Source organism: Burkholderia ubonensis subsp. mesacidophila (assembly GCF_002097715.1).
Taxonomy (GTDB): domain Bacteria; phylum Pseudomonadota; class Gammaproteobacteria; order Burkholderiales; family Burkholderiaceae; genus Burkholderia; species Burkholderia mesacidophila.
This window is the reverse complement of record NZ_CP020738.1, coordinates 2,630,676-2,650,741: the sequence shown is the minus strand read 5'-3', so window position 1 is coordinate 2,650,741 and position 20,066 is coordinate 2,630,676. Positions and strand designations below refer to the sequence as shown.

Genomic DNA, 20,066 nt, shown 5'->3' with positions numbered 1-20,066 from the left:
ATTCGTTGGTGCTAGGATCAAAAGACGACCACACTGGAGGCGATCATGGCCCGCGCTGAGAATACGCACAATGGCTTTGAATATTCAGTTCAAACGCTCCTGAAACAAGGCGTCGGCAGTGCGGATTTGCAGATATTCGGGTTCCACGGCTTCGTGCTTGTCCCGAACGACACCGATGCTCAGCCCGCCACGCAAATTCCGATTCAATGCCTTGAGGAAGAGGGCTACCGTCGCGAAAACTGGGCGTTGGATGCTGCCATCGACGAAGCAAAAGCGATCATCGACGGCAAGCGACCACTGAAAGACCCGACAGCGCGCCGATAAGGGATAAGGGCGGCAGACTTATGCCGGCCTGAGATCTGCCGTTCGCTGCTCGAGACCGAACGACCGATACGGGGCCAGCAGCGCCGGCCGGCATTCGGTCGATACGGGTCATTCCCGAATTCGTGCCCCGACCCGACCGGCCTTGACGGCGCTCGTCATTGCGCGTTCGGATTGTCGACGTTGTCGGCACGACACCGGCGGAGGCGGGTATGCGCTTCGAAGCATTTTCGTTTGGTTTCATCCGTATTGATGGCGTGACCTACGAGCATGACGTGGTCGTTGACCACGGGCAGGTTCGCAAACGCAGGAAGAAGCCGTCCCGGCAGTTTCGCGACGCATTCGGGCATACACCGCTGTCTGCGGCGGAGGATATACCTTGGAAGTGCCATCGGCTTGTGATCGGTACGGGCACCGGGGCGTTGCCGGTGATGGACGAGGTGAAGCACGAGGCCAAGCGTCGAGGAGTCGAACTGGTCATCCTGCCGACGGCGGAAGCCATCGCCAAACTCAAGGAGCACCCTGGCCAGACCAATGCGATCCTGCATGTCACGTGCTAGACCCCACATCCGCACGGTTTTCGGGTTCGACTCATGATGCATCCTGGCCGGAGGGCCCGACGGCGGGCGAAATATGCGCTGCCCGGCCGGTTGTCGCCTGTCGCGATCGCCCCGGTCCGGCCAGAAGCGTCATCCGTCCATGCTGCTGTCCGGACGCTCCGACGTCCTCTTTGAAGATCCCTGACCCTCAGTCTCTCCATCGCATGCACTCGAATCGCGTTGATTGCCGCTGCGGATATCCGAAGGCGTGAGTGCAAACCATTGGTGGCAGGCGCGCGACAATGCGGACTGAGCCGGATAGCCGAGCATCATCGAAATCTGGCCGATCGTCAGTCTGGTGTTCTGAAGGTAATGCACCGCGAGCTGCTGGCGAACCTCGTCCTTGATGGTTTCGAAACACGTGCCCTCGTCCGAAAGACGGCGCTGCAGCGTTCTTGGATGCAACGCCAGCAGCGCGGCGACACTGGATTTGTCGCAGCTCGACGCGCCAAGCGTTTGCCGCAGCACTTGGCGAACGCGATCGGACACGCTCCCTTGGGCTGCACCGAAATTCCGGAAAATGTAGTCTTCCGCGATCTGACGAAACGCGGCGTTCGCGCCTTGAACGTTGGCGGAAAACGTATCACGCGCAATGTACAACGTTGCGCCGACCGGTTCCGCCAGCAGTCTCGCCCCGAAGAAGCGCTCGTACACCGCGCGGCTGATGACGGGTTCGTGCGGTATCGATACGGCGCGTAGATCGTATTTGTCTCCGGCAAACAGCCGCAGGAAATTATGTGCGTCCGCGAGGCAAAGATCGCTGTTTTGCCGCGTGACGATTGGGCCGGACAGGCGAATGAGGATGGATATCGCGACTGTGTTCTTCACGACCGGGCTGCGCTCGTCGACCGACACGACGATGCCCGGGCTATGCACGAACAGGTAGCGAATCAAATCGTTCAGGGCATCCCTGATCGTGGGGGCGTTGCGCAGCACGATGCTCAACGGCCCCAGCACGTCGATGCTCTGATGCGACGACAGGCGCAGACCGAAATCGCCGCATCCCGTCACTGCGGCGCTGGCTTCCAGCAGATGCGTGGCGGAGCGAAGCGATATCAACGCATCGTCCTGGTCCAGCGACGCCTCCGCAATGTGGTAGCGGCGCAGCAACGGCACGGGATCGTGGCCCATGTCGCGCATCAGTGCCGGATAGCCGCGAAGGCCGCTTGATCTGACCAATGGATCCATGTCTCAAAATGTAAAACATTAGTCTCATGACGTCAAACGTCAGCCTGTCGCGGTCGCTAGAGTGCGGATGTCGATCAAAGATTCAGCGAGGAGACATCCGATGAAAACCGACTACGACGTGTTGATCATTGGCGCAGGCATTTCCGGTATCGGCATGGCGTGCCATCTGGCCAGAGCGTGTCCGGACAAACGCGTCGCGATTCTGGAGCGACGCAATGCGATCGGCGGGACATGGGACCTGTTCCGTTATCCGGGGATCCGGTCCGATTCGGACATGTTCAGCTTCGGCTATGCATTCCGGCCGTGGCACGACTACAAGGTCCTCGCTGACGGGCCATCGATCCGGCAATACATTGCCGACACCGCGCGCGAGCATGGTGTCGACCGATTCATCCATTTCGGCGTCAAAATCGACGACGCGCGCTGGTCGACGGAGCAGCGCCGCTGGACGGTCAGCGCCCGGCATGAAGACAGCGGCGACACGTCGACCTTCACCTGCAACTACCTCGTTCCGTGCACGGGTTACTACAACCACGACCGCGGATATCTGCCGCATTTTCCGGGGCAGGAGCGATTCACCGGCTTGCGCATTCATCCGCAGCACTGGCCCGAGGAGCTCGACTATCGCGGCAAGCGCGTCGTGGTAATCGGCAGCGGCGCAACGGCCGTCACGCTCGTGCCCGCGATGGCCGGCCGGGCGGCTCACGTCACCATGCTGCAGCGGTCGCCGAGCTACATCTTTTCGGTGCCGGCCTACGACAAGATCTCGGCCGTGCTGGATCGTGTGTTGCCGACCCGCTGGGTATACGGGATGGCCCGCTGGCGCAATATCCGGCTGCAACGCTTCATTTACAAGGCGGCCAAGCGATGGCCCCGGCGAATTCGGTCCTGGCTGCTGGCCCACGTCGAGAAGCAGGTCGGCGACGGCGTGGACATGCGTCACTTCACGCCCGGGTACAACCCGTGGGACGAGCGGTTGTGCGCGGTGCCGGACGGCGATCTGTTCAAGGTCATCCGCGCAGGAAAGGCATCCGTCGTGACCGACCACATCGAGACGTTCACGGAAAACGGCATTCTGCTGAAGTCCGGCAAAGTGCTTCACGCGGACATCATCGTCACGGCGACCGGCCTCCAGCTCCAATCGCTCGGCGGCATGAAGCTGCACGTCGATGGACGACAGCTCGACATCAGCGCCCTGATGACATACAAGGGCGTGTTGCTTCAGGACGTTCCGAATTTCGCCTACCTGTTCGGCTACACGAACGCACCGTGGACACTGAAGGTCGATATGGCAGCGACCTACGTTTGCCGCTTGATGAAGCACATGGATGCGGAAGGTTTCGACATGGTAACGGCGCACGCGCCGTCGGGCGAGATGCTCGACGAATCGATCCTGGGTTCGCTGCAATCCGGCTACGTGCAGCGCGGTCAGGGCGTCCTGCCGCGTCAGGGCCAGGCGTTGCCGTGGCGAGTTCTTCACAACCTCGAGGCCGATCGCGAGATGCTGCTGAAGGAGACGATCGCGGACCCTGTACTCGAATTCAGGCGCCCCGGGAGCGGCGTGCCGGCCTCTCCGGCACGCCGGGCAGACAAGCGGACCGTGTCCGCGTGAAGCGGCATGCATGCACGACACTCGTCAACTGACTGAACCGGAAGCAACCATGCTCAGTTTCGACTCCACGTTCCCGAGCCAGGGCGAGTACTGCGCCGGGACACTCATGCTGCCCGACGCGGGCGGCAGCCCCCCCGTCATCGTGATGGCGCACGGCTTCGGCGCGATTCGCGCTGCAGGTTTGCCCGCTTTTGCGCGACGTTTCGTTGACGAAGGGTATGCGGTGTATCTCTTCGACTATCGCAATTTTGGCGATAGCGAAGGCATGCCGCGGCATTGGGTCAGCCCGCGCCGGCACCTTGCCGACTGGACTGCGGCGATCCGGCACGTGCGGACGCTTTCCGGCATCGATACCGCGCGCATCGTCCTGTGGGGCACCTCGTTTTCAGGCGGGCACGTGATCGAAACGGCCGCAAACGATCAGCGGATTCATGCGGTGATCGCCCAGGTGCCGCACGTGAGCGGTGTCGCGAGCCTGCGGCAGGTGCCGGCGCGCGTCACCCTTCGCTTGGCGATAGCGGCGCTGCGCGACCAGGGCGGCAGACTGTTCGGCTGTCCGCACTACAGCCGAATCGTCGGGCGCCCCGGCGACGCGGCGGCGCTGACGAGCGCCGAGTGCTGGGAGGGCTATGCCCGCTTGGTTCCGGAGGGAACAAGCTGGGAAAACAGGGTGCTGTCGCGAATCTTTCTGGAGATTCCGTTCTACAGCCCGGTTCGCTCCGCGCGTCGGGTGAAAGCACCGACGCTCATCGTTGCTGGTCGACGCGACACAGTCACGCCGGCCTCGGCGGCATATCGGGCAGCGATGCGCATTCCGGACTGCGAATTTCACCTTGTGGATGGAAATCACTTCGAGCTGCATCTCGAAGATGAAGCGGTGTGCTTGCAGAATATCGCGCTGCAGCTGGCATTCCTGAAAAAACACGTCGGCGTCGACCGACCCATCGAAACCGCGGCTGTCTAGCCTGGGCGCGCCAACACGATTCACGGATGCGAGTATGAAGATGAGCGGGAAATTGTTGATCTACGGAGCATACGGCTACACGGGCGAACTGGTCGTGCGCGAAGCGGTACGCCAGGGCATGCACCCGATCATTGCGGGACGGGACAGCAAAAAGCTCGAGCCGTTGGCGGACGCGTTCGGTTTGGAATCGAGAGCGTTCGAGGTTGCCAAGGCGAAAGCGAATCTCAAGGACGTCGCCGTCGTCCTGAACTGTGCTGGGCCGTTCTCCACGACCGCCAGTGCCTTTGTGGAGGCCTGCCTCGAATCTCGTGTGCATTACGTGGACATCACCGGCGAAATCCCGGTCTTCCAGTTCTGTCACGCGCAGGATGCGCGTGCGGCCAGCGCGGGTGTCGTGCTCTGTCCTGGCGCGGGTTTCGATATCGTTCCCACCGATAGTCTTGCTGCGGCGCTTAAGGCGAGCATGCCCGATGCGTCGCGGATCGACCTCGCATTTTCGTTCGGAACGAAGCCGAGCATCGGAACCGCGAAAACGATCCTGGAGTCCGCCGCGAGCGGCGGGCTCGTCCGACGGAATCATCGTCTCGTTTCCGTGCCCAATGGCTATCGCATTCGACGTATCCCGTTTCCCGGCGGCACGCGCTGGGCCGTATCGATTCCGTGGGGCGACGTGTTTACCGCCGGCGTATCGACCGGCGTGCCGGATGGCCTCGTGTACTGCGCGCTGCCGCTCGCGCTCGGGTTGACGATGCGGCTCACCAACTTCACGCGTCGGCTCTTTGCCGTCTCCTTCGTATCCAGGGCGCTCTATCGGCTGGCGGAGCGATTCTTTGCCGGCGGACCGGACGCGGGCGCGCGCGGCGTCGAGCGAACGGAGTTCTGGGCCGAGGCGACCGATGCCCAATGAAGGACGGTCGCGATGAAGATGTCGGCACCCAATGTTTACGCGATGACGGCGGATACGGCGCTGGCGATTGCCCGCCGCTGCCTGACCGATCCTGGGCCAGGAGGCTACAAGACGCCATCGATGCTGATGGGCAGCGCGTTCTTTCTCGAACGCCCGGGTTTTGACGTGTCGTACGCTTGAGCTTCGGTATAGGGACTCGGTAAAGGGATCGGGGATCGCGCTTGGAGATCCATGCGTTCCACCACGACATGCTCATGGCGTAGGGACGAACGGCCGCCAGATGTCGACGATGATCAAGGTCAGCCCGCCAATATTGAAGCCGAATGGCCAAGCTTGTCTGCGGATTCAACCCGTCGATGCAACGAATTGAACGACCGCTCCGGGGCGGCAAGCGACATCTCCCGCGTTCATATAAGAACCGTTTACTGGGAGCTGCCCCGGTCCACAGTCGAAGCGGACGCTCGACTCGACACAGCAGCGCTCGCCGCGAGAAATGCACGAGCCTCCCGAAGTGCTGCATTGGGGCAGGCCGCAAACGGGCCTGGTGCTGCGGGAAGGCATGGTGTTCACCATCGAACCGATGATCAACCGGGGGCGGCATGCCGTTCGGACCGAAGAAGACGGCTGGACGGTCGTCACGCGTGACGGCCAACTGTCCGCGCAATTCGAGCACACCGTCGCCGTGACGCGAGACGGCGTGCGGGTCCTGACGTTGCGCCCCGACGAAAAGTTGCCGAACTGACCGGCCGGCAAGCGCGAGCCGCGTCAGAAGTCGCGCGCCAGCGCGCGCGCCGCTTCTGCCGCGGCGTGCCGACCCGATCGGCCGTCGTCGCCCAGCAGCGTCTTCTCGACCACGATGCCCTGCACGTCGGTCACGCCGACGAACTTCAGCCACATCTCGACATAGGGCCGCTGCAGATCGTATTCGCGCGCCGGCGTGAACGATCCCGGCGAAGCATAGTCGAGCCCGCGCGCATAGACGACCGCCGCCTTCCTGCCGGCGAGCTTGCCGGCAAACCCCGTGCCGTCGAACGTGAACAGTACGTCCTTCTGCGAAATGACGTCGATCAGGTGCTTGAGCTTGTACGGGATGCCGAAATTCCACAGCGGGATGCCGAACAGCAGCTTGTCGGCCGCATGAAACGGCGCCGCGAGCGCCTCGATGCGCGCCCAGGCCGACGCCTGGGCAGGCGTCAGCGCGGCGCCTGCGAGCCCCGCGTATTTCGCCGCCATCGCGTCGCCGTCGAATTCCGGCAGCGCGAGATTCCAGACGTCGAGCGTGTCGACGGTATCCGCCGGGTGGGCTTCCAGGTACGCGTCGAGAAAGGCGCGGCAGATGTCGATGGACGCGGAATCGCGCTTGCGCGGCGAGCATTCGATGTAGAGCAGTCGAGCCATGTCGGTCATTCCTGTGGAAGGGGAGAAGGCGCGAGCGGAAGCTCGCGAACACAGCGACAAGGCTAGCGGGTCGGCGTATCATCTGGAAACGATATTAATTCGTTTCACTTACTCGATTTGGTGATGAATGAATACGCCACTCGACACCGCGCTGCTCCAAACCTTCGTCACGGTCGCGGACGCGCGCAGCTTTACCGGCGCGGGGCGCCGGCTGCATCTGAGCCAGTCGGCGGTCAGCGCGCAGGTCGCGCGGCTCGAGGAGCCGGCCGGATGCTCGCTGCTGATGCGCAATACCCGCACCGTGTCGCTGACCGACCAGGGCCTGCTGCTGCTCGGCTATGCGCGCGCGATGCTCAATCTCAGCGCCGAGGCCAGGGCGTGCCTGGGCGGCGCGGGCGCACCGGGGCGGCTGCGCGTCGGCGCGTCGGACGAGTTTGCGTGCGGCTGGCTGCCTGACATCCTGCGCCGCTTCGGCGCGCGCCATCGCGGGCTGGCGCTCGAGCTCGCCGTCGACGTGCCGGGTAACTTGGTTCAGGCGTTCGACGCGGGACGCTTCGATCTGGTGGTCGGCAGCCGCTGCGAACACGACGAGCGGGGCATCCGCCTCGGCGCCGAGCCGCTCGTGTGGGCGTTCGCGCGCCACGAACCGTTGCCGGACGGCGCGCTGCCGCTCGCGTGCATTCCCGAGCCGTGCCCGTTCCGCGAGGCAGCGCTCACGGCGCTCGCACGCGCCGAGGTCGCGTCGCGCATCGCGTGCGTCAGCCCGAGCATGGCCGGCGTGAAGGCGGTGGCGCGGGCCGGGTTCGCGGTGACGCCGCTACCGCGCAGCGCGATCGACGACGGGTTGCGGGAGCTGACCGCGGCGGATGGCGTGCCGCCGCTCCCGAGCGTCGAATACGTGCTGATGCACGATGCCGGCGGGGCGGTCGTGCGCGAACTCGCGCAGACGATCCGCGACGAGTTTGAAATGCGGCCGCTCGGCGGCGCGGCTGCCGCGCATGCGCGAGGGGCGGCGGGGGCAACCATCGGCTGAGCGCGTGTGGCGCGTTTCCGGCCCGGCTCCGGTCGTGTATCGAGATGCAAGCACCCGGGGAACGCCGCGAAGCGACGCGGCATCCGGTCTTCGGTGAGGTCTCCGTTGGGCGCGCAGGTCGGTTCGCGCGTCTTTTGTCGTGCGTCAGCGTCGCGCCCGCGTGTCCGAAGGCCGTTCTCCGAACGCCTTCCGATAGTCCGCGGCGAACTGTCCGAGATGGCCGAAGCCCCAGCGTGTCGCGATCTCCGTGACCGAAGCGGTTTCGTCCGGCGCCTGCAGCGCCGCTCGCGCACGCTGCAGGCGGACTTCCTTCAGATAGCGCATCGTGCCGATGTCGCGCCACTGATGAAACGCGCGCTGCAACGTACGCACGCTGCAATGCGCGGCTGCTGCAATGTCGGACAGCGTCAGCGGCTGGCCGGCGTGCTCGTCGATGAATGCGATCGCGCGCTTCACGCAGGCCGGCGCGACGCTGCCGCCTGTCGGCAGCACGTCGGCCAGCTGCTCGCCGACGAGGCTCATGATCAGCATCTCCTCCGCCAGCGGCAACTGCATCGCCTTTACTGCGCCAGGCGTATCGGGATGCAGCAACTGCCTGAGCGTCTCGACCGACGCGAGCCAGCGGTCGCGGCGCCGTGCTTCGAGCAGCACGCGCGACGGCAGCGCGGACGGCGGTTCGCGCCCGGACACGCGGCGCCAGACATCCGAAATACGCTGCGCGTCGATGCGCACACCCATCTGCACGTTGTCCTCGCTGTAGCGGAATCTCGAAGACTCGTTCGATGCGATGACCACCGTCGAGCCGGGTCCGCCCGCGTGAGCGAGCCTGCCGCTGCGGACGTCCGAGTGCCCGGCCAGCGTGGTCAGCACGAGCACGAAATTGCCGAAGATCTCGGGCCGGATGGCGATGTCCGCTCCGTACGCAAACCATGAGAGCGCGACACTGTCGCCGTCCAGTTTGAACATGGTGGCCGGCGTTGTACCGCGGTGCGCCGCGGTGAAACGATAGGGACGGTAAACCTTGCTGATTTCGCAGCGGGCGCGTTCAAGATCGACGGACTCGAACAGCATCGCGCTGCGGGGGATGTCGTAGTCGGACAGCAGCGGCGGCATGCCGGATCGGGAGAGCAGTGGGTTCACGCTTGTCCCTCCTTGTGAAAATGACTCGGGGCCACGGCCTCAAAGAATGGCGCGTTTCAGATGCCGATGGCACGGAATCGATAGTCGGTCGCGCGCGCGCCGGCCATCATGGAGCGGTGTTGAACGTTGAACGTTGAACGGGGCGCGCGCAGCCGTGAAGCTTTCAATAAGCGGAAATTATACGGCGTACATCAATGGCGGGTTCGCGCGGCCGGGCGGCGGCGGACAGCGACTTTTATTTGAAAACGACGACATTCATCGAAACATGACTACGACCACCCTTTATCGAGGCATGGACCGCCTCGCACTCGACGCCGCGTATGACAACACGAAGGCGGTTGCTGATTTTCCCGCTGTGCTGGCCGACTTCCAGGCGCGCAGCGCGAAGCTCTATGACGCCGCTTCGTGCCGGCGCGATCTCCGCTACGGCGACCGTCCCCGCGAACGCTACGACTGGATCGCATGCGGCAAGCCCGACGCGCCGACCTTCGTGTTCATCCACGGCGGCTATTGGCAGAACTGCGCGAAGGAGGATTTCGCGTTCGTCGCGAGCGGGCCGCTTGCGCAGGGTTTCAACGTCGCGCTGGCCGAGTACACGCTGGCGCCCGACGCTTCGATGACACAGATCGTCGGCGAGATCGGCCGGCTGCTCGACCATCTCGCGGCCGACCGAGACGCTCTCGGCGTCGCGGGCAGGCCGCTCGTGCTGAGCGGACATTCGGCGGGCGGGCACCTGACGGCGCAGTATCGCGGGCATCGGGCCGTGACGGCCGCGCTGCCGATCAGCGCGCTCGTCGACCTGGAGCCGATCTCGCTGTCGTGGCTCGACCGCAAGCTGAAGCTGTCGGCGCAGGAAATCGACGTGTACAGCCCGCTGCGGCATATCGGCAAGGGCGCGCCGACCGTCGTCGCCGTCGGCGGCGCGGAATTGCCGGAACTCGTGCGTCATTCGGACGACTATGCGGCGGCGTGCGTTGCGGCCGGCGAGCGGGTCGAACTGGTTCACGTGCCGGATTGCACGCACTTTTCGGTGCTCAATGATCTGGCGCGTCCCGACGGCAGGCTGTTGCGGGCGCTGTCGACGCTCACGGGGCGCTGACGGGGCGCGCTGCTGAACGCGAACGGGTCACGGCGTCGGGCGCCGTGCACGCCGATTCACGCCGGCGCGCGCGCCACCCGCACCGCCGTGCCGTAGCAGATCACTTCCGTGACGCCGGAGCCGATCTCGGTCGAGTCGTAGCGCATCGCGACGATCGCATTCGCGCCGAGCTTGCGCGCATCGGCGAGCATCTTGTCGAACGCCTGCTGGCGCGCCTTCTCGCACAGGGACGTGTAGAGCGTGATGTTGCCGCCGAACAGCGTCTGCAGCGCCGCGCCGAACGTGCCGACAATCGAGCGCGAGCGCACGACGATGCCCTGCGCGACGCCGAGCGAGCGCACGGTCGCGTGGCCGGGCAGGTCGAACGCGGTGGTCACGCGTTCGGGTGTGAGGTCGTCGAGGGAGCGGTTGGTGTCTTGCATGGTCGATGGGCGCTCGGCGGCGCGTGGAAAGCGAGCGACGATTCTAGCGGATGTGACAACGGGCGCGAACACCGGTTCGCGCCCGTTTTGCGCCCGTTTCGCTTTCGCACAGGCGAGCGGCTCAGCCGCGCGCCGTCAAGGCCGGGAAGCCGCGCCGCCGTCGCCGAGATCGACGGCATAGGCCAGCGCCAGCTTGCCGAACTTCAGCGCGTGGTTGGCCTGGCGATCCGAGTTCTCCAGCGTGTCGTTCACGGTGTGGATGTACGGACTGTCGTTCTTGTCCGCCTCGAACGGGAACGACGCCGGATAGCCCTGCGCGTTCCACGACGCATGGTCCGAGCACGCGTAGCCGCACTGCGACGTGCCGACCGTCAGCTCCGGCAGGTAGGTCCGCGCCAGGTTCGACAGGTAGGTATTCTGCGCGGCGTTCGTGTAGTCGGAGATCAGGTAGATGTCTTTCGCGTCGCCCTTGTAGTTCGTCATGTCGAGCTGCAGCACGCCGACCACGTTCGCGTTCTGCGCGCGAAACTGCTTCGCGATCGCCTTCGAGCCGAGCAGCCCGGCTTCCTCCGCCGCATAGCCGATGAACTTGATCGTCCGCTTCGGCTTGTAGTTGTTCGCGAGCAGCACGCGCAGCGCCTCGGTCAGGCTCGCGATGCCGGATGCGTCGTCGTCCGCGCCGGGCGAGCGGGTGTTCTCCGTCGTCCAGCCTACGGTCGAGTCGAGGTGGCCGCCGAGCACGACCGTGCCCGCCGCCGGATCGCTGCCCTTGATCGTCAGGATCACCGATTTCTGCGGCCAGCCGGTATGCGCGAACTGCTCGACGGTGACGTCGGCGCGTGCGCCCGCGAGCTGCTTCCATTGCAGCGCGAGCCAGTCCGACGCGGCGACGCCGTGCGACGTCGTGTAGTAGCGGTTCGTGAAGCCGGACAACGACGTGATCGTGCCGACGATGTTGCTGGCCTGGAGCTGCTGGACCCAGTTGCGGATCTGCTGGGAATCCGCGACCTTGAACTCGGGCGCGGCCTGTTTCGCGAGCGGCAGCGGCTGCAGCGCCTGGCGCGCTTCGTCATAGGAGTCGTGCACGACGTAGCCCGGTCCGTGGCCGCGGCTGTGGTGCACCGCAGCCGCGAGTGCGCCCAGCACGGCGTCGTCGACCTGCACGACGTGGACGGTGTCGCGGCGGGCGGCGCCGTCGGCGGCCTGGCCGGCTGCGACCGTCGTCGTGTACCGCGCGCTCGCGCGGGCGTCGATGCGCTGCAGCTGGCGGTAGGCGCCGTCGCCGAGCGTGATCCACACGGGCGCCGCGTGCGCGGCCACGGCGAACAGCGTGCCGCATAGCGCGGCGCTCAGAAGTTTCAGCGATGAAGTAGGCATGTTCGATCTCATCAGGGTAGTGATGTGGACGAATCGGGGCGGATCGCAGGTTGTACGATCCACCCCGTCCTGCTGCGGTGTCACGACTTCTTCGGCACGGTCACGGCGTACGTGCAGCTCTTGTTGTACGCGTTGCCGATCGCGGCGATCTGCGTGGCGCTGTAGCCGAGCGTGGCGGCGGCGTTGATGACGGCTTGCGCGGCCGCCTTCTGGTTGGTCGAGCCGTTGGTCATCGACAGCCCTTTCAGGAACGCCTTGTCCATCGCCTGGCCGCCGATCGCGTCGCGCGCGACCAGGTTGCACGACGCCCAGTACTGGCCGGCCGTGTGGATCTCGGCGCCGCGCGCCTGCGCATAGGTGCGGCCGACGTTCCAGTTGGTCACGCGGCCGCCCCAGTACTCGTTGTGGCCGTCCCAGTTGAAGACCCAGTTGTACTGCGCGTCGGTCGGGCTCCACTGGTTGAAGTCGCGGCTGTACGCGGCGGCGAGGTAGTCGCCCGTGCCTTCGGAGAGCCCTTCCTGCTGCGACAGGCCGCCGTTGGTGATCCAGTCGTGGATGCCGTGGCCCAGTTCGTGGATTACCACGTCGGCGTCTTCCGCGTCGTCGACGCCGCCCTGGCCGAACGTCAGCTTGCCGCTGCTCGACGAGTACGACGAGTTGTCCGCGCCGGATTCGCCGTGCGGGTCGTACTGGACGCCGCCCGAATACTGGTACGGCAGCGCCTTGACGCCGAGCGTCTGGTTCACGTAGCGCAGGAACGAATCGATGTGGTAGTACGCGTTGACCGCCTCGAAATAGAGGTTGCCGCGCGTGAACTCGAAGTTCGGCGTCGCCTGCACCGGGCACGCGTTGTCGAACGGCGCGTCGAAGTCGACGCACGACGCGTACGGGCCGGCGAGCTTGTAGGTCGAGCCCGATTGCGCGAGATCCTTCAGCGTCACGCGCACGCGCGCGGCGGTCAGCTGCGGCGAGTCGGCGTCGTTGTTGTCCTTGTAGCCGGCGCTGCCGTAGCTGCTTTTCGTCGACGACAGCGGATCGGGGCGGAACACGAAGCCGGTGCCGTCGGTTGCGTAGAACGCCTTGTCCTCGGCGCGCAGCACTTCGCCGCTGCCCGCGTCGATCAGCAGCTCCCAGTCGCCCTTCGGGCCGTTCTGCGGCTTGCCGCGCACTTTCCACGCGGTATGCGTGCCGGTGGCGTCGACGAACGCGACGAGTTTCGCGTCGACGTTCGTGAAGCCGCTCACGCCGAGATACGCGCGCGCGCGGTCGAGCGCCTGCTGCTGGTCGACGGGCTGCGACTTGGCGGACTTGGGGGCCACGCCGCTGATCGCGTTGCTCGCGACGTACAGGATGCGGCCGTCCTTGCCGACCGTGACCGCGATGTCGCTGCCGTAGACCGGCAGGCCGGCCGCCTGTTGCTGGAAGCGTACGACGGTGAAGTCGGGGTCCTTGCGCTCCGACGTGACGACGAGGCTGGCGAGTGCGGTCGCGTCGAGCCCGAGCTGGGCGGACTGCGACGCGATAAAGTCGCGCGCGGTCGCCGCGGGCGTGGTGGCCGCCTTCTTCGTCTGATAGGGCGGGTTGTACAGCGTGACGGCGACGCCGTCCGCGCGGAACTGACCGGTCGGCGCATCCGATTTCGCGGCGGGCGGCGCGACGCCGCGCGTCAGGCTCTCGCGCAGGCTGGACGCCTGCGGGTCCCCGTTCTTGTGGTCGGCGGCGGCGCTGGTTGCGACGCCGAAACCCAGCGCGATGCTCAGTGCCAACGGCAGTGCCTTGCGTGATGTTTGCATACGTCATCCTCGATTCAACGGTTGGGGAAGCCCGCGCCCTCGTGAGGCGCAGGTACGACACGGCCCGCGCGCCGGCTTGAAAAAACCGGTGCGTCCAGGCGCGTTGCGGTGCTTCGACTGACTAAGGAGAGCTAAACGTCAGGTCGAAGAAAAACAGGAGAAAGGTGGAATGCGAACGGGCCGCCGGACGGCGGTAGATGAGGAAAAACGGACGGCGGGCAGGTGCTGCGACGGATTATCGAGCATCGTCATGTCATACCCCTCGGATCAAAGTTGGAGTGGCAGCCTGCATGCTCGACTCGTGTCGGCAAACGTTTTCATCTCATTAGGCTGCCTATCTATTTTTTCCCATGTTACAGAATATTTTCGCGAACATTGCAAATTATTTTCGATGTTAGCTTCGGGTTGTCGAACAATTGGCGGGATTGTTCATTGAGCGGCTGAAGATGATGTGGGATTGAGCAATATTCCGCTGTTTTGTGCGCAGGCGCGACGACCTGCGCGGGGATCGTCAGCGCAGCGCGCGGCGGTCGCTGCGCGGGCTCATCCCGAAACGCGTGCGATAGGTGCGCGAGAAGTGCGACGGCGATTCGAAGCCGCATGCGACGCACACCGACGTGATGCTCATGTCGGTCTGCTGCAGCAGCTCGCGCGCGCGGTCGAGCCGCAGGTTCAGGTAGAAGCGCGTCGGCGTGTCGTTCAGCGTCGCGCTGAACAGCCGCTCGAGCTGGCGCCGCGTGATCGCGACTTCGTCGGCGAGCGCGTCGGGCCCGAGCGGGTTCTCCATGTGGCGCTGCATCGTGCCGATCACCTGGATCAGCTTGCGGTTGTGCACGCCGTAGCGCGCGGCGATCTCGAGCCGCTGGCTGTCCGAGCGCTGGCGGATCCGGCTGACGACGAACTGCTCGGAGATCGTCGCGGCGAGGTCCGCGCCGTGTCGCCGCCCGATCAGGTCGAGCATCATGTCGATCGACGCGGTGCCGCCCGCGCAGGTGATGCGCCGTTCGCCGATCTCGAACAGCTCCTGCGTCGCCTTCAGGCTCGGGTAGCGCTCGCGGAACGCGGCAAGCGCTTCCCAATGCAGCGTGAGCGGATGCGACGCATCGAACAGTCCGGCCTCGGCGAGCACGAAGCTGCCGGTATCGATGCCGCCGAGCGTCGCGCCGTGCCGGTGCTGGCGCCGCAGCCAGTCGCCGAGCGCGCGCGTGTAGCAGACGAGCGGGTCGAAGCCCGCGACGACGAACACCGTGCCGACGCGCTCGACGTCCGCATACGCGGCTTCCGCGGCGACCGGGATGCCGTTGCTCGCGGCCACCGGGCCGCCGTCCGCGCTGAGCACGTGCCAGCGGTAAAGCTCCGAGCGGAAGCGGTTCGCGACGCGCAGTGGTTCAACCGCGGACATGAAGCCGAGCGCGGAGAAGCCGGGCAGCAGCAGGAAGTGGAAATCCTCGGGCATCGGAATGGGGGAGCTGGAGTGCAATGGACGTCGCGCGTCGCACGGCCGGAGCCGGCGCGTCCGAGTGGGGCGGTCAGCTCGGATTATCGCGGGTTTCGCCGCCGTCTCAGCGCATTTTCGTGCTGCGCGCCGACCGGCGCGCGGTCATCGACGGCAACTCGCCGAACTGGGCCTTGTACGCGTTCGCGAAATGCCCGAGATGGATGAAGCCCCAGCGGGCGGCCGCCTCGGCGATCGGCAGGTCCGCCTGCCGCGTGTCGAGGAGCAGCCGCCTGACCTGCGCGAGCCGCAGCGAGCGCATGTAGCTCAACGGGCCGGTCTGCACGACGGACTGGAAACTGTTCTGCATCGTGCGCCGGCTCACGCGCAGCTGCGCGCACAGGCTCTGGATGTCGACCGGCTCTTCCGGATGATCGATCACGTAGTCGTGAACGCGCCGCACGATGTCGGCCCGGCACGCGTGCGTGAGGCGGTTCGGCGGCGCGGGCACCCGGTACGCGAGCAAGTCGGCGAGCACGTCGCCGACTTCGCCGCGCAGCGCGCGCTGCGCCTGCGGATCGTCGAACACGGCAGGCGCCGACAGCACGCGTTCGAGCAGCGTCGCGATCCGCAGCCCGGTGCGCCTGCACACGGCCTGCGGCATGTCGACGACGCCGCGCCGGAACACGCTGTCGTCGAGCCCGATGCCTGCCGCATCCGCCACCTGTTGCAGCAGGTCCGCATCGACGACGACGCAGATCACCGACATATCGTCGGGAGAATGGAGTTCGAACGGCGCGCCGCCTTGCGCCATCACGATCGCGCCGTGCTCGATGCGCGTGCCGCCGAACGCGAACGCGCCCGCACCCGTGAGCGGGATGCCGAACACCGTGTGGCCGGGCGGCAGCCGCCCGCGCTGGATGATGCGGACGTTGGCGGTTTCCTGGAACAGCTGCATGCCGTCCAGCGCGGCCTGTTTCACGACGCTGCGATACGCGCCCGGGCCGATCTGGTCGTAGCGCTGGTCCCAGCCCCGCAGCGCCTCGGCGTGCCGGTCCGCGTCGTCGAATTGCTGGTGATGCACGAACACAAGGGCCTCCGGCGTGTCGATCGGGTCGCGCAAGCCTAAACCGGCCGGGCGGTCGGCGCAAGCTCGTTATGAGCGCGAACAGGCCCCAATCCGGGCGGCGCGCGATGACGTTCAGGAGTGCTCGCAGCGGTCCCTTTCAGCCGCATTTCCAATATCCCGAATCGGCACGCACGCGTTGCCGGTCTCGGTGCTGACCGGATTTATTGTCGATCTACAGTCGCCCCACACAACATGAATCGCGACTGGAGGCGACATGAGGACAAGGCGACGCACCGCGGCCCTCGCGGCGATGCTGTCATGCGCGGCAGCGTGGAGCGGCCACGCGCACGCGATGGAGAAACCGGAGGAACTGGTCGTGCAGAAGATGCCGCCGTGGCATCCGCACGAGATCTTCGTCGTGGACTTTTCGCTGCCGGTGATGACCGATGGGCGCGTCCACGTGTACGACGCGGACGCGAAGAAGCTGCTCGGCCAGATCGATGCCGGGTTCGGCCCGGGCTTTGCGATCTCGCCCGATCACAAGACGAGCTTCGTCGCGACGACGTACTTCTCGCGCGGCTCGCACGGCACGCGCACCGACGTCGTCGAGATGACGGACAACGCGACGCTCGATCGCACCGGCGAGATTCCGATTCCGCCGAAGCATGCGCAGCATGTGCCGTCGCCGTACAACACGGCGTTCAGCGCGGACGGCAAGCGGCTGTACGTGGCGAACATCACGCCGTCCGCATCGATGACGGTGATCGACGTGGCGTCGAAGCAGGTGCTGTCGGAGATCGACATGGCCGCGTGCGTGCTCGCCTATCCGTCGGGGAACGACCGCTTCACGTCGCTGTGCGAAAGCGGCAAGGCGCTGACCGTCACGCTCGACGCGAACGGCAAGGAGGCGAAGCGAACGATGTCGGACGCGTTCATCGACGTGGACCAGGACCCGGCCTACGTCAACGCGTCGCCGTATCAGGGCGGCTACCTGTTCACGACGTTCCACGGCAGGGTGGGCAGCGCCGATTTCCGCGGCGATCAACCCGTGTTCGGCAAGCCGTGGTCGCTGCTGACCGATGCCGAGCGCGCCGAAGGATGGCGCCCGGGCGGCATGCAGCAGACGGCGGTGCAGGCCAGGCTGCATCGCTACTACGTCGCGATGCACAAGGGCGGCGAAGGATCGCACAAGGAGCCCGGCACGCAGGTCTGGGTGTACGACCTGAAGACGAAGCAGCGCGTCGCGCGCTGGGATCTCGCGCAGCGGAAGATCGATCCGCTCATCTCGATCCAGGTCAGCGAGGACGACAAGCCGCTGTTCTACGGCCTCACGCCGACCTCGGATCTGGTGATCATGGACGCGCGCACCGGCAAGCTGCAGCACGTCGAGAAGCAGGTCGGCAATACGTCGTCGCTGCTCGTCAATCCGTGAGGCCGTGATGACGATCGATCCTGTACTCGCGACGGGTGCGCAGGCCGGCACGGCCATCGTCGTGCTGCTCGGCGCGATCGCCAAGGGGCGGCGGCCGGCCGCGTTCCGTCAGGCGCTCGGCGCGTACCGCCTGCTGCCCGACGCATTGACCGCGCCCGCGGCATGGGCGCTTCCGCTCGCGGAAGCGCTCGGCGCAGCGGCGCTGCTGTTCCCCGCCACACGCACGCTCGGCGCGATCGTGCTGGTCGCGCTGCTGCTCGTGTTCGCGGCCGGCCTCGCGATCAACATCCTGCGCGGCCATACCGACATCGATTGCGGCTGCTCGGGCTTCGCCGCGACGCGCTCGGCCACGCAGGCGGATGCGCCGCGCGGCATCGGCTGGTTCCATGTCGCGCGCGTGCTGCTGCTCGCGGCGCTGGCCGCGACGGCGTTCGCCGAATCGACCGTGCGCCCGGTCGTGTGGTTCGACTACCTGACGCTGTTCTTCTCCGTCCTGCTGATCGTCTGCGCGTTGCTCACGGTCGACGTGCTGCTCGCCAACGTACCGCGCCTTGCCCACTTGAGGAATTCATGATGCAAACCGCTCTCACCGTTTCCACCGCGCTGCTGTGGGCCGCCGTTCTCGCGCTCGGCGCGATCTGTCTCGCGCTCGTGCGCCAGGTCGGCATCCTGTACGAACGCATCATGCCCGCCGGCGCGCTGATGATCGACAAGGGCCCCGCGGTCGGCGCGATCGCGCCGGCGTTCGAACTGTCCGACATTCGCGGCGCGCACGTGAAGGTCGGCGGCATCGAGCTGTCGGGCAAGGCGACGCTGCTGTTCTTCCTGTCGCCGACGTGCCCCGTCTGCAAGAAGCTGTTGCCGCTGCTGCCGTCGCTGCAGGCAAGCGAGGCGACGCCCGTGAACATCGTGCTCGCGAGCGACGGCGATCTCGACGAGCACGCGCGCTTCGCGCAGAAGCACGACCTCGGGCGCTTCCCGTACGTGCTGTCGCAGGAGCTCGGCCTCGCATACCAGATCGGCAAGCTGCCGTACGCGGTCCTGCTCGACGAATTCGGCACGGTGCGCGCGAAGGGGCTCGTCAATACGCGTGAGCACCTCGAGAGCCTGTTCGAGGCGAAAGAGCGCGGCGTCGAATCGCTCCAGGCGTTCGTGCACGGCAGCGCCCGCCACGAAGGCCATGCGCGGCACGCGTGACGCGCGCCTCTCTTTCAATCTCGGTGGAGAACAACGAAATGGGCTTGTTTGATTCATGGTTCGAGCGCTCGGCGCGCAGTGTCGCGCAACGCAGCTCGCGGCGCAGCGCGATGGCGACGCTCGGCAAGGTGCTGCTCGGCACGTCGATGCTGCCGCTGCTGCCGGTCGACCGCACCGCGCATGCGGCCGAGGCCGGATCGGGCGCCGCCGCATCGGGCGCGAGCGACGATCCGATGAGCTGTGACTACTGGAAGTACTGCGCGATCGACGGCTGGCTCTGCAGCTGCTGCGGCGGCACGTCGAGCAGTTGCCCGCCCGGCACGACGCCGTCGCCGATCACGTGGATCGGCACCTGCCGCAATCCGCACGACGGCTCGGATTACATCGTGTCGTACAACGATTGCTGCGGCAAGACGTCGTGCGGCAAGTGCTTCTGCAATCGCAACGAGCGCGAGAAACCGCTGTACAAGCTGTCGCTGAACAACGACATCAACTGGTGCATGGCGAACGGCAACGCGAATTACCACTGTTCGGTCTCGGTCCTGCTTGGAGCAGCAAAACAATGAGCGTGAAGCATGCTGGAAAGATTCTCGCCGTCTGCATGGCGGCAGTCGCATCGTTCGCGGCGCCCGGCCTCGCCCGTGCGCAGCAGGCCGCGCATTACCCGGCGGGCAAGAGCCTGTTCGACGCGCAGTGCGCGGTGTGCCATCAGGCGGGCGGCAAGGGCCTGGACGGGCTTGCGCCGCCGCTCACCGAGTATCCGGGCAAGTACGCGATGGCCGCGCAGGGACGCGCGCAGCTCGTGGCGACGCTGCTGCACGGGATGTTCGGCGAGATCAAGGTGCACGACAAAAGCTACAACTTCAAGATGCCGTCGTTCGCTGGCGCAAGTGACGACGATATCGCACAGGTGCTCAATTACGTCGTGTTCGACCTGAACGCGCAGCACGGCGACGCGAAGCCGTTCACGCCGGCCGACATCCGCGCGGCGCGCGCGCAGGCGCTGGACGGCGCGGCCGTTCATGCGCAGCGTGCGGTCGTGACGAAGGGACTCGGGCTTTGAAAGCCGACCGAGCGTCC

21 protein-coding genes and 1 pseudogene are annotated in these 20,066 nt (G+C 65.9%); 14 read left to right on the top strand and 8 right to left on the bottom strand.

Annotated elements, in window-relative coordinates:
• Positions 1–45: 45 nt before the first annotated feature.
• On the top strand, positions 46–324 hold the full coding sequence (locus tag B7P44_RS29435) for a hypothetical protein (protein ID WP_084909378.1): 279 nt from the start codon (positions 46–48) through the stop codon (positions 322–324).
• Between the two features lie 209 nt (positions 325–533).
• A complete protein-coding gene (locus tag B7P44_RS29430) occupies positions 534–881 on the top strand; it encodes an MTH938/NDUFAF3 family protein (RefSeq protein ID WP_084910095.1) in 348 nt (115 codons plus the stop codon).
• Positions 882–1,010: 129 nt separating this feature from the next.
• Here the strand turns inward: B7P44_RS29430 and B7P44_RS29425 are convergent, their stop codons facing one another.
• Complete coding sequence (locus B7P44_RS29425; RefSeq protein ID WP_084909377.1) at positions 1,011–2,108, bottom strand: AraC family transcriptional regulator; 1,098 nt, start codon at positions 2,106–2,108, stop codon at positions 1,011–1,013.
• A gap of 100 nt (positions 2,109–2,208) precedes the next feature.
• On the opposite strand from B7P44_RS29425, the gene B7P44_RS29420 reads away from it, so the two are divergent.
• The 5 genes and pseudogenes from B7P44_RS29420 to B7P44_RS29405 form a co-directional block, all read left to right on the top strand.
• Complete coding sequence (locus tag B7P44_RS29420) at positions 2,209–3,720, top strand: flavin-containing monooxygenase (protein ID WP_084909376.1); 1,512 nt, start codon at positions 2,209–2,211, stop codon at positions 3,718–3,720.
• Positions 3,721–3,769: 49 nt separating this feature from the next.
• A complete protein-coding gene (locus B7P44_RS29415) occupies positions 3,770–4,684 on the top strand; it encodes an alpha/beta hydrolase (RefSeq protein WP_084909375.1) in 915 nt (304 codons plus the stop codon).
• Between the two features lie 34 nt (positions 4,685–4,718).
• Positions 4,719–5,591 (top strand): saccharopine dehydrogenase family protein, encoded by an 873-nt coding sequence (locus B7P44_RS29410; protein ID WP_231716745.1) that lies wholly within the window; start codon positions 4,719–4,721, stop codon positions 5,589–5,591.
• Between the two features lie 12 nt (positions 5,592–5,603).
• Positions 5,604–5,771 (top strand): hypothetical protein, encoded by a 168-nt coding sequence (locus B7P44_RS37655; protein WP_231716744.1) that lies wholly within the window; start codon positions 5,604–5,606, stop codon positions 5,769–5,771.
• A 307-nt stretch (positions 5,772–6,078) separates the two neighbouring features.
• Positions 6,079–6,333, top strand: a pseudogene (locus tag B7P44_RS29405) (M24 family metallopeptidase); the annotation flags it as partial.
• A gap of 23 nt (positions 6,334–6,356) precedes the next feature.
• Here B7P44_RS29405 and B7P44_RS29400 read toward each other — a convergent pair.
• Complete coding sequence (locus B7P44_RS29400) at positions 6,357–6,989, bottom strand: FMN-dependent NADH-azoreductase (protein ID WP_084910094.1); 633 nt, start codon at positions 6,987–6,989, stop codon at positions 6,357–6,359.
• Between the two features lie 127 nt (positions 6,990–7,116).
• Here B7P44_RS29400 and B7P44_RS29395 point away from each other — a divergent pair, with 127 nt between their 5' ends.
• Positions 7,117–8,022, top strand: a complete 906-nt coding sequence (locus B7P44_RS29395) for a LysR substrate-binding domain-containing protein (protein WP_084909374.1) — start codon at positions 7,117–7,119, stop codon at positions 8,020–8,022.
• Between the two features lie 144 nt (positions 8,023–8,166).
• Here the strand turns inward: B7P44_RS29395 and B7P44_RS29390 are convergent, their stop codons facing one another.
• The gene (locus B7P44_RS29390; protein ID WP_133117943.1) at positions 8,167–9,162 is read right to left on the bottom strand and encodes an AraC family transcriptional regulator; all 996 of its coding nucleotides are present in this window, start codon (positions 9,160–9,162) and stop codon (positions 8,167–8,169) included.
• 265 nt (positions 9,163–9,427) lie between these two features.
• On the opposite strand from B7P44_RS29390, the gene B7P44_RS29385 reads away from it, so the two are divergent.
• Positions 9,428–10,261, top strand: a complete 834-nt coding sequence (locus tag B7P44_RS29385; RefSeq protein ID WP_084909372.1) for an alpha/beta hydrolase — start codon at positions 9,428–9,430, stop codon at positions 10,259–10,261.
• Positions 10,262–10,317: 56 nt separating this feature from the next.
• Here B7P44_RS29385 and B7P44_RS29380 read toward each other — a convergent pair whose 3' ends face one another.
• The 5 genes from B7P44_RS29380 to B7P44_RS29360 all read right to left on the bottom strand — a co-directional run bounded on the left by B7P44_RS29380 (position 10,318) and on the right by B7P44_RS29360 (position 16,378).
• Positions 10,318–10,683, bottom strand: a complete 366-nt coding sequence (locus tag B7P44_RS29380) for a YbjQ family protein (RefSeq protein ID WP_084909371.1) — start codon at positions 10,681–10,683, stop codon at positions 10,318–10,320.
• A gap of 135 nt (positions 10,684–10,818) precedes the next feature.
• Positions 10,819–12,060, bottom strand: coding sequence for a M20/M25/M40 family metallo-hydrolase (locus B7P44_RS29375; RefSeq protein WP_084910093.1), 1,242 nt, complete (start codon positions 12,058–12,060; stop codon positions 10,819–10,821).
• A gap of 80 nt (positions 12,061–12,140) precedes the next feature.
• On the bottom strand, positions 12,141–13,853 hold the full coding sequence (locus tag B7P44_RS29370) for a M36 family metallopeptidase (protein ID WP_084909370.1): 1,713 nt from the start codon (positions 13,851–13,853) through the stop codon (positions 12,141–12,143).
• A 511-nt stretch (positions 13,854–14,364) separates the two neighbouring features.
• On the bottom strand, positions 14,365–15,309 hold the full coding sequence (locus tag B7P44_RS29365) for a GlxA family transcriptional regulator (protein ID WP_084909369.1): 945 nt from the start codon (positions 15,307–15,309) through the stop codon (positions 14,365–14,367).
• A 106-nt stretch (positions 15,310–15,415) separates the two neighbouring features.
• Positions 15,416–16,378, bottom strand: a complete 963-nt coding sequence (locus tag B7P44_RS29360; RefSeq protein WP_084910092.1) for a helix-turn-helix domain-containing protein — start codon at positions 16,376–16,378, stop codon at positions 15,416–15,418.
• A 253-nt stretch (positions 16,379–16,631) separates the two neighbouring features.
• Here B7P44_RS29360 and B7P44_RS29355 point away from each other — a divergent pair, with 253 nt between their 5' ends.
• From B7P44_RS29355 to B7P44_RS29335, 5 genes are read left to right on the top strand one after another with little or no spacing between them, the layout of a single operon-like run.
• On the top strand, positions 16,632–17,789 hold the full coding sequence (locus B7P44_RS29355; protein ID WP_084909368.1) for an amine dehydrogenase large subunit: 1,158 nt from the start codon (positions 16,632–16,634) through the stop codon (positions 17,787–17,789).
• A 7-nt stretch (positions 17,790–17,796) separates the two neighbouring features.
• Positions 17,797–18,363: a MauE/DoxX family redox-associated membrane protein gene (locus B7P44_RS29350; RefSeq protein WP_084909367.1), complete on the top strand. Its 567-nt coding sequence runs from the start codon at positions 17,797–17,799 to the stop codon at positions 18,361–18,363.
• Positions 18,360–18,986: a methylamine dehydrogenase accessory protein MauD gene (mauD, locus tag B7P44_RS29345; RefSeq protein WP_084909366.1), complete on the top strand. Its 627-nt coding sequence runs from the start codon at positions 18,360–18,362 to the stop codon at positions 18,984–18,986. Before B7P44_RS29350 ends, mauD begins: the two co-directional genes overlap by 4 nt.
• 38 nt (positions 18,987–19,024) lie before the next feature.
• Entirely contained in the window at positions 19,025–19,552 is a 528-nt protein-coding gene (locus tag B7P44_RS29340) for a methylamine dehydrogenase light chain (RefSeq protein WP_084909365.1), read from the top strand.
• Positions 19,549–20,049, top strand: a complete 501-nt coding sequence (locus B7P44_RS29335) for a c-type cytochrome (protein WP_084909364.1) — start codon at positions 19,549–19,551, stop codon at positions 20,047–20,049. The genes B7P44_RS29340 and B7P44_RS29335 overlap by 4 nt, the downstream gene beginning before the upstream one ends.
• Positions 20,050–20,066: the final 17 nt, after the last annotated feature.